Origin of the sequence: Candidatus Protofrankia californiensis, from assembly GCF_900634765.1 — a bacterium.
Taxonomy (GTDB): Bacteria; Actinomycetota; Actinomycetes; order Frankiales; family Frankiaceae; genus Protofrankia; species Protofrankia californiensis.
The window spans coordinates 1-10,861 of sequence record NZ_CAAAFT010000486.1 but is presented as its reverse complement, the minus strand read 5'-3'; the positions used below and the strand labels follow the sequence as shown (position 1 = coordinate 10,861).

8 protein-coding genes are annotated in these 10,861 nt (G+C 67.2%); 1 reads left to right on the top strand and 7 read right to left on the bottom strand.

Features of this window, described 5'->3' with window-relative positions:
• A partial coding sequence (locus tag DD1DGNOD_RS25060) for a serine/threonine-protein kinase (RefSeq protein WP_131771166.1) occupies window positions 1–1,529 on the bottom strand: 1,529 nt, incomplete at its 3' end.
• A gap of 1,607 nt (window positions 1,530–3,136) precedes the next feature.
• On the opposite strand from DD1DGNOD_RS25060, the gene DD1DGNOD_RS25055 reads away from it, so the two are divergent.
• Entirely contained in the window at window positions 3,137–4,591 is a 1,455-nt protein-coding gene (locus DD1DGNOD_RS25055; protein WP_165035268.1) for a GGDEF domain-containing protein, read from the top strand.
• Between the two features lie 222 nt (window positions 4,592–4,813).
• On the opposite strand, the gene DD1DGNOD_RS25050 is transcribed toward DD1DGNOD_RS25055, so the two are convergent.
• The 6 genes from DD1DGNOD_RS25050 to DD1DGNOD_RS25025 all read right to left on the bottom strand — a co-directional run.
• On the bottom strand, window positions 4,814–5,317 hold the full coding sequence (locus DD1DGNOD_RS25050) for a DUF3618 domain-containing protein (protein ID WP_131771165.1): 504 nt from the start codon (window positions 5,315–5,317) through the stop codon (window positions 4,814–4,816).
• A 425-nt stretch (window positions 5,318–5,742) separates the two neighbouring features.
• Window positions 5,743–7,146: a proline--tRNA ligase gene (gene proS, locus DD1DGNOD_RS25045; RefSeq protein ID WP_131768799.1), complete on the bottom strand. Its 1,404-nt coding sequence runs from the start codon at window positions 7,144–7,146 to the stop codon at window positions 5,743–5,745.
• Window positions 7,147–7,255: 109 nt separating this feature from the next.
• Window positions 7,256–7,540, bottom strand: a complete 285-nt coding sequence (locus tag DD1DGNOD_RS25040; protein WP_131768798.1) for a hypothetical protein — start codon at window positions 7,538–7,540, stop codon at window positions 7,256–7,258.
• Window positions 7,541–7,862: 322 nt separating this feature from the next.
• Window positions 7,863–8,807, bottom strand: coding sequence for an A/G-specific adenine glycosylase (locus tag DD1DGNOD_RS25035; protein WP_131771164.1), 945 nt, complete (start codon window positions 8,805–8,807; stop codon window positions 7,863–7,865).
• Window positions 8,808–8,979: 172 nt separating this feature from the next.
• Window positions 8,980–10,059: a DNA integrity scanning diadenylate cyclase DisA gene (disA, locus tag DD1DGNOD_RS25030; RefSeq protein WP_131771163.1), complete on the bottom strand. Its 1,080-nt coding sequence runs from the start codon at window positions 10,057–10,059 to the stop codon at window positions 8,980–8,982.
• A 108-nt stretch (window positions 10,060–10,167) separates the two neighbouring features.
• Window positions 10,168–10,861, bottom strand: a 694-nt coding sequence (locus DD1DGNOD_RS25025; protein WP_283234752.1) for a S16 family serine protease, incomplete at its 5' end; no start/stop codon positions are given.

The following is a 10,861-nucleotide window of genomic DNA, read 5'->3' as shown; positions in this document are numbered from 1 at the left end:
GTCCTGGTGGGAGCCGGCGCCGGCGAGGTCGGCGGCGGCTGCGGTGGCTTCGCCGAGGTTGTGGTGGCGGGGGGTGGTGGGGTCGTCCTGGTGGGAGCCGGTTCAGTCGGGGCCGTCGGCTCCTTCGGTGACGATTGCGCAACGTTCTCGGCGTCGGGAGCGGGCTGAGCCGGCTGAGCGGAGGGCGGCAGCGGCGTACTCGTGGACTGTCCTGACAGCGTCCAGGCCACGGCTCCCGGTGGTTGGGTGAGCGCAAACCCGGCCGATGCCGGCGGGCCGGGCGTCCACAACCCTCCAGCCGTCGGGACTGTCGCGTTGCCGCTGGGGAAAGGCACACCGGCTGCTGGTGTCGTCATCGCGCCGGGGAGGCTCGCGTTGCCGCTGGGGGCGACACGCATGGCGACGGCCACGACCAGCCCGGTGGTCACCCCGAGCGCGATACCGGCAGCCACGGTGACCAGTGCCAGCTGCCAGCGGCGCATGACACCGGCATGCCCGCTGCCTGGGTGCCCGCTGCCTGGGTGCACAGCGCCGGCATGCCCGGCGCCGGGCTGTCCGGGCGGGGTCTCGGTGACGACCGCGTGACCGGCGGGACCGCCCAGCCGGTCCGCTGCGCGCGGGCCTCCCGCGCGATCGGCCACCGGAGCGGATGCCGCTGGTGGCGGGGGCGGGGGCGTGACCAGGACACGCCGGGTGACCTGGTCCGCCAGGTCAACGCTGTCCGGGTAGTTGCGGACGATGCCGGTGACGAGTTCGACGGCGGTGGGCCGTCTGCTCGGGTCCCGGTTGAGAGCCCGCAGGGTCAGCGGCGTCAGACCTTCCGGTATGCCGCTGAGGTCCGGTTCTTCCCGCAGCATGCGGATGGCGGAGGCGGTGGGCGTGTCCGCCGCGAACAGGTGGCGGCCGGTTGCGGCGAACGCCACGCACATGGCCCAGGAGAAGATGTCGGCCGCGGGTCCTGCCCGCTCGCCGCGGAGCTGCTCCGGAGCCATCCAGGCGACCGTCCCGATGATGTGGCCGGTCTGGGTGTGCTCGGTTGTGTCAACAGCGTGGGCGACACCGAAGTCGATGACCTTCGGGCCGTCCCAGGCAAGCAAGATGTTGGACGGTTTGAGGTCGCGATGCACCAGCCCGGCGGCGTGGATGGCGGCGAGGGCGTCGGCGAGGCTCGCGGCGAGGTCGATGAGCATGGAACCGCTCAGGCGCCCTCGCTCACCGACGGCCGCCGCAAGGCTGACACCGTCGACGTATTCGGTGGCCATCCATGGGCGTTCCGCGTCGACGTCGGCGTCACGGACCTCCGCAACGAACTTGCCGCGGACGCGGCGCGCGGCCGCAACTTCACGGCGGAACCGTTCCCGGAAGTCCGCGTCACCAATCAGCTCCGGCCGGATGACCTTCACCGCTATGGGATGGCCATCCTCATCGAAACCGAGGTAAACAGTGCCCATCCCGCCGGCACCCAGTCGCCCCTGGAGCCAGTACCTCCCGACTTTTCGGGGATCAGCGTCGGTCAGCGGCGCCAGCACGCCCGCTCCTCTCCTGCGACTCCCCCACCTTGGGGATCACGCTACCGAGTCGGTGGGCTTTGCGACTGTGAGCGCATCAACTTTCTCGAGCGGGAACAAACCAGTCACCGTGTTCAAACGTACGATTGATCACACCTGCTTACTGTTGCTGGATCGGCGTGTATAGGTAAAGGGTTTGCCCGCAGGCGGATTAGTCCCGCGGTATCAGGCATCAGGCAGCCCGGGACGGCCTGATCTTCCAGGCTACCGGCGTGCCAAAAGTGGCATGATCATGTTTTTTTTTCGCGCTGCTGGAAGCCCAGCTCCGGGGGGTGTTGAGCAGGCGGCGGTGTGGCGACCTCCGGGTCCGCCTGGGACTTCCTGGACCTGCTGGGTCAATACGTTCTGTTTCGGACCTGGAAGCCCGCAGGATTGCCCGCGGCTCCGCTTCCTGCTGCCCGGCTTCGTGACACGTCACCGTCCGATGACGGTGTTTATGATCACGTGCTCGGCCGTGATGGTGCTGGTTTGTGGCACATGCCGCATCCGGACCGGCTTCGGCGCCCTTCGTTGAGTCAACAGTCAACATTTTTTGGCCGATGCCGAGTTCCATGGCGATGTCCAGCCAGCCCCACAGGTCGCGTGGCCAGGCCGGCCTCCGGTGTCGGCCACCTCTCCACGGTGGGCCGAGAGCTGCGCGTAGAGCACGGATCTCCTGGTCACGCCTGGCGGCCACGCTGCGGATAGGACGGGCCCATACGTTGATAGAGAAAAGCATTCGTCCATACTGTTTCACTGAACCCGAAGACGGACGAACAAGTCGACGTAAGGGATGTCGGTCACGTGATGCTTTGCGGGTACCGGCTGTTGTCCTCCGGTAGGCCGACTGGCTGGCCGTTCGGTAGGGGGGACCGGCCGCCTGTGTCGAGATGGCGGCGCGACGGTGGGGCAGGGCGGCGCGCGGCAACAGAGCCGCTTTGTGTCACGCATCGTGGCCGCGGCGACCTCTCCGAGGGTCGAAGGCGCCGCGATCATGTTTCTTCCGCTCCCGAGGTCCGGAAGCCGATCCGGGAGGCCCGAAGGCCGATCTGGCAGGTCCAGGTGTCTGGGCTGCTGGAGGATCAAAGGCATCGTGATCATGATTCTGGTGCGTCCGGGGTTCCTCCTGGATCCGGGCTCCGGAAGCCGATCCGGGAGGTCCGACAGACCCAGGCCCCTGAGCCGCCGAGAGATCTCCACCTGTTGGTGTCGATCGTCACGGGAGTTTCACGGGAAACCTGGCCGAACCGGTTGCAGGATGTCGTCGTCGGGTAATTTGGGAGTGCTTTGCCTATTGCAGCACGGTTTTTATGCCATATCATCGGTATGAGATTTTCCACGCCACCGGACAGATCCGGGTATCTCGCCATGAAAGCCATTTTCAGGATGACACGAACCCTGACATGTCACCGAACCGCCCGGATGGGCGGGTTCCGCGGTCGACCACCCTGCTGCCAGGGGGCGACCTGATGGGGTGGGGGAGAGCCGATTCCAGCCGTTTCGTGAGCCGGCCATGGTTGCTTTACCTGATGGTCGGAGCCGGTCTTGTGATCGGATACCGTCTGATACCTGTTCATGGTACGGGACGGGTGGCGGGCTACTGTCTGATCAGCACGTCATCGGCTGCGGCGGTCTTTGTTGGTCTGGCCCGGCTCAAGCCCGTGCCACGGTTGCCCTGGCTGTTGCTGGGAGCCGGCCAGGTGGTGTACGTGGTTGCCGGCATGACCTGCTATCTGTTGCGCGACGTTCTGGGTGTCGCGGATTTCCGGGTCGTCTCCGACGCTTTCTATCTGTCCCGTTACCCGCTCGTCGTGGCGGGTCTGGTGCTGCTCGTCCGGCACCGCACTCCCGGGCGTGACCTGCCTGGTCTGCTGGACGCCGGGACGCTCGCGGTCGCCGCGACCATGCTGTCGTGGCTCTATATCATCGGACCTTACGTCCGCAGCGACTCCGGCCGGCTGGTCGAAGCCGTCCCACTGGTCGGATACCCGGTGATGGATCTCGCCCTGTTCGCGGTCGGGCTGAAGCTGGTCCTTGGATCCGGTCGCCACCCGTTGGCGTTCTTCCTGCTCATGGGCAATCTCGTGGCAATCATGACTGCCGACACCCTGTACGGACTGCAACAGCTGAACGGCACCTACCAGATGGGAAACTTCCTGGACGTGATCTGGCTCGCCGGTAATCTCTCGCTGGGCGCGGCGGCGCTTCATCCGACAATGGCCTGCCTTGCCGAGCCGACTCCGGCCGGGGACGAGAACCTCGATCGATGTCGCCTCACCGTCCTGCTCAGTGCTGCCCTGGTCGCGCCCGTCATGATGCTGGTTCAGTATGCCCGCGGGGTCACCTACGACATTCCGATAGTTGCTGTGGCGTGCGCCCTGATGTTCCTGTTGACGATCGCCCGTATGGCGGTCCTGGTCTCCGACCAACGTCGCCTGGCGATCACCGATGGCCTGACCGGCCTGTACACACGCCGTTTTCTTGAGGCGGAGCTGCCGATAGAGCTCGCTCGGGTACGCCGTACCGGGGGTTTGTTGGCGCTCTTCATCATAGATGTCGACCATTTCAAGGCGATCAATGATCATCATGGTCATCCCGCGGGCGACCGGGTACTCGCCGAGATCAGTGTCCGGTTGCGCGGGACCACGCGCCCGGGCGACGTGCTCGCCCGTTATGGTGGTGAGGAGTTCGCTCTGCTGGCCCCCAATGTCCATCTGGACGAGCTGAGTGTGGTCGCCGAACGGATGCGAACCAAGGTGGCCGACAGCCCGATCGCCGTGAATGCCGACACCTGGCTTTCCGCCACCGTGTCGGTGGGCGCATGTGCCTTTCCCGTGCACGTCTCGGATCAGGTGGAGCTGGTCGGAATGGCGGACCGGGCCCTGTACATAGCCAAGGCACGGGGACGGGACTGCACCGTGATCGGTGACGACGTCAAGCCGACCGCGACCGAAGAAGGGCGCAGGGACGCCGCCGACGCCCGAGAAGCCCAGAACGCACATGACATCCGCACCACGACTGACATCCGCACCACAACCGCGTGAGACCGTTGTCGTCGAGTCATGAAACCGATGGAATACACGGTCGTGCTGGCAGCCGTTTTCACCCTCGATCTCCTGATCAAAACAGGGCGTGTAACCACCTGACCGGCCACCTCGCGCCCCGGACTGCTGCATGACCGGAGGGCTTGGCCTCCGGCGGCGCGAAAGAAACATGATCGCACTGCCTTTGGCCCGCCAGCGCCTGCAGGCTCGGCGCCGAGGTGACTATTCGCCCCAGCTCCGGCAGCGACGCCGCCTCACTATGACGGTGACGGCCGCAATTGTCACTGCCGTACCGACCACACCGGTCACCACGGCACGGGTGGCGCCGGGATTGTCCGTGGCCCACCTGCGTGTCGTCCGCACGGCCTGGCCCGTGGACTCCCGGACCTTTCTGCTGGTTGCGATGACCTGTGGGTTCTGGCTGGCCCGGTATACCACCTCGTCCGCGGTCTGTTTTGCCTTATGGGCGGTTACCGAAGCCTTGTGGGCTGTTGCCGACGCCTTGGGTGCGAGTTCCTCGGTGGCCCCGGCAAACCGCGTACGAGCGCCTGCCGCGCCGCTTGCCACCCGTTCCCGGGCGTGGGCCACAGCGCTCCTGGCATCCGCGGCTGTCCGTCCCGCGACCCGGCTCGGACTTATCTTCTCCGACAGCAGACCGAGCTCTTCGGTGAGTCGGGACCTGGTCGCCTCGATATCCGTCCTGATTTTGTCCGGATTCTCGCCCATGAACGTACTCCCGTCCTCCTCGGGGCCTGTGACGGCGCGACACTGCGGCGACTCCCGCCTGATCGTGCTCCGATCAGGCGGGGTCTGCGTAGTCGCACGGCCGCCGGCAGCCGGGTGCCATCAGCTCGATCTTGGAAATACCCGGGGAAGGCAGCGTTAACCAGCAGTACGCCCGGTAGCCCGCGAGCCCGACGCCGGGGAGATCGGCTGTAGGCAATCCAAGTGATTCAGGGGCGATCCAAGCGATCAAGCGATCCAGGAGATCCAGCTGATGTAGGCGAGACGGCCGTACGCGAGCCCGCCCGCAGGCGACCGTCAGATGCCGAGGGCGAGGTCGTCCGGTCAGAGCCCGTCGGGCCACCGGTCTGTCCCAGGCTGTCAGGCCAGGCTGTCAGGCCAGGGTTGTCGGGGCCACGGCTGCCTGGTCAGTAGGCGCGGGCGACGATGCAGACCAGGTCGGGTTCGTCCACACTGTCCGGAATCGTACCGTCGGGCCGCTGGATGCACCGGACGGTCAACGACTCCTCGGTGAGTCGGGCTTCACCGCTGTCACCGACAGCGACCCACGGCAGGCGGGCAAAGCCCACCGATGCCGCCTCGACCGCCTCGTCCAGGTTCCCGACGTCGTGGGTGCGAGCGTCGCGGGCGGCCAGGGCCGTGCTGTACATGGTGTCCTGGACGTCGTCCAGCAGCGCGGGCACGCGGGTCAGCACGTCGTCGAGCGGTATGACGATCTTCTCCGAGGTGTCGCGACGGGCCAGGGTGACGGTGCCGGCCGCAAGGTCGCGCGGGCCGAGCTCAACGCGTACCGGAATGCCCTTGAGCTCGGCGTCGGTGACCCGCCGGCCGAACGAAAGGCCGGGCCGGGCGTCCAGCTGAACGCGCACACCAGCGGCCCGCAACCCCTCGGTGATCCCGGAAACCTGCTCGACGAGCGCTGCATCGTCCCTGACGGGCAGCACGAGCACCTGCGTGGGCGCGAGTCGCGGGGGTACCCGGAGCCCGTTGTCGTCACCGTGAGCCATGATCAGTCCGCCGATCATGCGGGTCGACGAACCCCACGACGTGGTCCATGCCAGGTGTCGCCGGCCGTCGGCGCCCAGGAAGTCGATGTCGAAGGCGCGGGCGAAGTTCTGCCCGAGCTCGTGACTGGTCGCCATCTGCAGCGCCTTGCCGTCACCCATCATCGCCTCGAGGGTGAGGGTGTTGGTGGCTCCGGCGAAACGCTCCTTCGCGGTCTTGCGACCGACGAAGACGGGCAGCGCGAGTACCGAGGTCATGAACTCCAGATAGACCTCGAGGTGGATGCGGCGGGCGTAGGCGGCGGCGTCCGCCTCGTCGACGTGGGCGGTGTGCCCCTCCTGCCAGAGGAACTCGCTGGTGCGCAGGAACAGCCGGGGACGCAGCTCCCAGCGCACCACGTTCGCCCACTGGTTGAGCAGGAGCGGCAGGTCGCGGTAGCTCTGCGTCCACTTCGCCATGTACTCGCCGATCACGGTCTCGCTGGTCGGGCGGACCACGACCGGTTCTTCCAGCTCCTTGCCGCCACCGTGGGTGACGACTGCGAGCTCGGGGCTGAAACCTTCGACGTGCTGGGCCTCCCGGCGCAGGTAGCTCTCGGGGATGAACAGCGGAAAGTAGGCGTTGACCGCTCCGGTCGCCTTGATCCGGGAGTCCACGTTGGCCTGCATCCGCTCCCAGATCGCGTAGCCGTACGGTCGGATGACCATGGTTCCCCGGACCGGGCCGTTGTCGGCCAGTTCAGCTTTGGCGAGCACGTCCTGATACCAGCGAGGGAAGTCCTCGCCGCGGGGAGAGAGTATGGCCACCCGCCCACGATATTGCCTGGCTACCCTGCCCGGTCCACATACCCGCACACCAAGCGGTCGTCGCCGCCCGTAGCTCGTCAGGTCTCGGCTCTATGTGGACGACCCGGCTCTACGTGGACGACCCGGCCAGGTCGTCGGGGTCGTCGTCGCGGCCCCGAGATGTTTCACGGAAGATCAGTGACAGGTCGACGTCACCGTGGAAGCTCACCAGTGCAGCCTGTGGCGGCACCAGGATCATCGCGGACGTCAGGTCGGACGCGGTTGCTCCGGTTGTGAGAACGAGCTCGTGGTCGACCAGAGGGCCGTGCCGTACCGTCACCACCTCGGCGAGCGAGGCCGGCGTCGGAGCGGGTATGCCTCGGGGTTCGGGAACAAGGTCGCCGTCGGTGTCCATGTTCGGGCCTCCTCGATGTGAAGCTAGCAATCCGGTTCGATGCATTTGCAGCCAACTGCGTGGTCCTTTTTCCGATCATCTCGAACGAGCTACGAATTAAGCTGTTCAGCACCATTTACTTCGGGTCCGGCCGGTTTGCCGGCGGATGCTCGCAAAGCCTCGATATTGCTTTATAGCAAATATGGGCGAGAGCTGTGCGGCCCAGGGCCGGCGGCAGGACGCCACGGCCTCCGATCGCGTATATGCGCGGTGTCACAGCAGTCCGCGTACTTGCCGCCGGCCTCACGACCGGACCGGCCTTACCACGGCCGCCGGGTGGGGCCTACTCGCCGGGTAGGGCGTACACGCCGGGTGCGACCGCGACGACAAGACCATCGTCGAGCAGGCCCCGCAGAGCACGGTCGCGCTGCACAGGCTTGTCCCACACGGAGTCCAGGACGTCCTGGCGCACTGGAACACGTGACTCCCGCAGCACCGCGAGCAGCAGTCCGCGCACCTGCCGGTCGGTCCCGGCGTAGCTCTGGGCGCGCCGGCCCGGACCCTCCACGGCCGGGCTGCCCGCTCGCTGCCAGGCGCACTCCTGCCGGACCGGGCAGGCCACGCATCGCGGGGCACGCGCGACGCAGACCAACGCCCCGAGTTCCATGAACGCGGCGCTGGCCCGGGCCGCGCTTTCGGCGTCCTGCGGCAGCAACGATTCGACCAGTTCCAGGTCCTGGCGTGACACGGCCGTCCGCTGGTCGTCGCGGCCGTTGATCGCCCGGCCGACGAACCGCCGGACATTGACGTCGATCACGGCGTGGCGCTGGCGGAAGGCGAACGCGGCGACCGCTCTGGCGGTGTAGGTCCCCACCCCCGGCAGCCGCAGCAGCTGTTCCAGATCGTCGGGAATCGAACCGCGGTGTTCTTCGGTGATGGTTACCGCGGCCTGGTGCAGCCGCAGCGCCCGGCGCGGGTAACCCAGGCGCCCCCACATGCGGACGGCCTCGCCGGCCGGTTCCGCGGCGAGCGCCGGCGGGGTCGGCCAGCGGTCCAGCCAGGTGTGCCATACCGGCAGGACCCGGTTCACCGGCGTCTGCTGGAGCATGATCTCGCTGACGAGAACCGCCCAGGGGCTTACGTCCGGATTCCGCCAGGGGAGATCACGGGCGTGGATTCCGTACCACTCGAGGACGGCGTCGGCGAACGCCGAAGGGACTCGCGGGTCGGCTGTGGCAGACGCGGTAGCCACGGTAGCCGCAACCACAGTAGATGCCATCCCCGCCATCCTGGCATGGCCGTCGGCCGGGCAGATCAGGGCCTGTGCCCTTGGGTCACTGGCGGGCCGAAGGCGGCGTGATCATGTTTTTCTCGCGACGCCGGAGGCCCAGTTCCCGGGTCGGCGGTCGGCGGTGCATCGTGGGTGTGACCGAATTTCCGCTTCCTGAAAATTCGACGGTTCACACATAGCGTTCGAGGATGCTGGATTCGGCGAGGCGGGACAGCCCTTCGCGGACGGCCCTGGCGCGTGCCTCGCCGACGCCCTCGACAGTCTGCAGGTCGTCCACTCCGGCTGCCAGCAGTTTTTGCAGGGTACTGAAGTGGTCGACGAGCCGGTCAACGACCATTCGCGGCAGCCGTGGCACCTTGGCCAGCATCCGGTAGCCGCGGGGGCTGATCTGGCTGTCGAGCACGTCCGCGCCGCCGGAAAAACCCAGTGCGCGGGCGAGCACGGTCAGGTCCAGCAGTTCCGTCGGTGACATTGCGGACAGCTGCGCCAGGACCTCGGCTGCCGTACCGACCTTGCCCCCGGAGGGAAGGTAGTCACGGACGGTGAGTTCCCGCTCGGTTTCGACCCCCGCCATCAGCTCCTCGAGCTGCAGGGAGAGCAGGCGGCCGTCGGTTCCCAGCTCGACGACGTAGCCCTCGATCTCGTCGGCGATGCGCCGGACCATCTCCAGGCGCTGGCTGACCGATATCGCGTCACGAACGGTGACAAGATCTTCGATTTCAAGTGCGGAGAGTGTGCCGGCGACCTCGTCCAGCCGCATCTTGTAGCGCTCAAGAGTGGCCAGCGCCTGGTTGGCCCGGGACAGGATCGCGGCCGAGTCGTCGAGGACATAGCGCCGGCCGGCCACGTACAGCGCGATGATGCGCATCGACTGGCTGACCGAGATCACCGGGTATCCGCTCTGCTTGGCGACCCGTTCGGCCGTGCGGTGCCGGGTACCGGATTCCTCGGTGAAAATGGTTGGATCAGGCACCAGGTGGACGGCTGCGCGGACAATCCGCTGCAGGTCGGACGACAGGACGATCGCGCCGTCCATCTTCGCCAGTTCCCGCAGCCGGGTGGCGGAGAACTCGACGTCCAGCTCGAAACCGCCCGTGCAGACGCCTTCGACCGCCTTGTCGTGACCAAGTACGATCAGACCGCCGGTATGGCCGCGCAGGATGCGCTCAAGTCCGTCCCGGAAAGGGGTGCCCGGGGCGACAGTGGCCAGTGTCGCCCGGAAGGTGTCATCCCCGGGTGGTCCTGCCATCTGGCTCCCTCTGTATCGGGGCGTCCCGCCCTGGTCATGGTATCGGGCCGGCTGCTTTGCCATGCCGCTCCTGCGATGTTGTAGCGATATTTTCACCGGATGTAATTTTCATTCGCTTGTGCCGTACATGTGCCGCATTGCCTGGGTGAGGTCCGAAACCTCGATCGTTGTCATGCCCTCGGGTGCCGGACCCGCGTCCGGGGGTACCAGCGCCCATCGGAAGCCGAGCCTGGACGCGGCGGTCAGGCGCCGACGGACCGCACCCACCGAGCGGACCTCGCCTGCCAGGCCGACCTCGCCGATCGCTATGAGGTTGCCGGGGATGGGTCGATCCTCGACACTGCTGATCGTGGCCAGCGCGATGGAGAGATCGGCAGCCGGCTCGGCGAGCCGAACGCCTCCGACGGTCGCCGCGTACACGTCCGCCTTCCCGAGCTGAATCCGGCCGCGACGTTCCACGACGGCGAGAATCATCGCGACCCTCGCCGAGTCCAGCCCGGAGACCGCCCGTCGTGGTACCGCCGCGGCCGAGCTCGCCACCAGCGCCTGTACCTCGGCGACCAGCGGCCGGCGGCCCTCGACGGCGACCGTGACGCAGGTACCCGCCACGCCGTCCATCGGCCCGCCGTCGTGCCAGCGGGACAGGAACAGCCCGCTGGGATCGGCGACCCCGCGGATGCCGCCGTCGCCCATCTCGAAACAGCCCACCTCGTCGGACGGGCCGAAGCGGTTCTTGCTCGCCCGGACCAGGCGCAGGGACGAGTGGCGCTCGCCTTCGAAGTGCAGGACGACGTCAACGAGG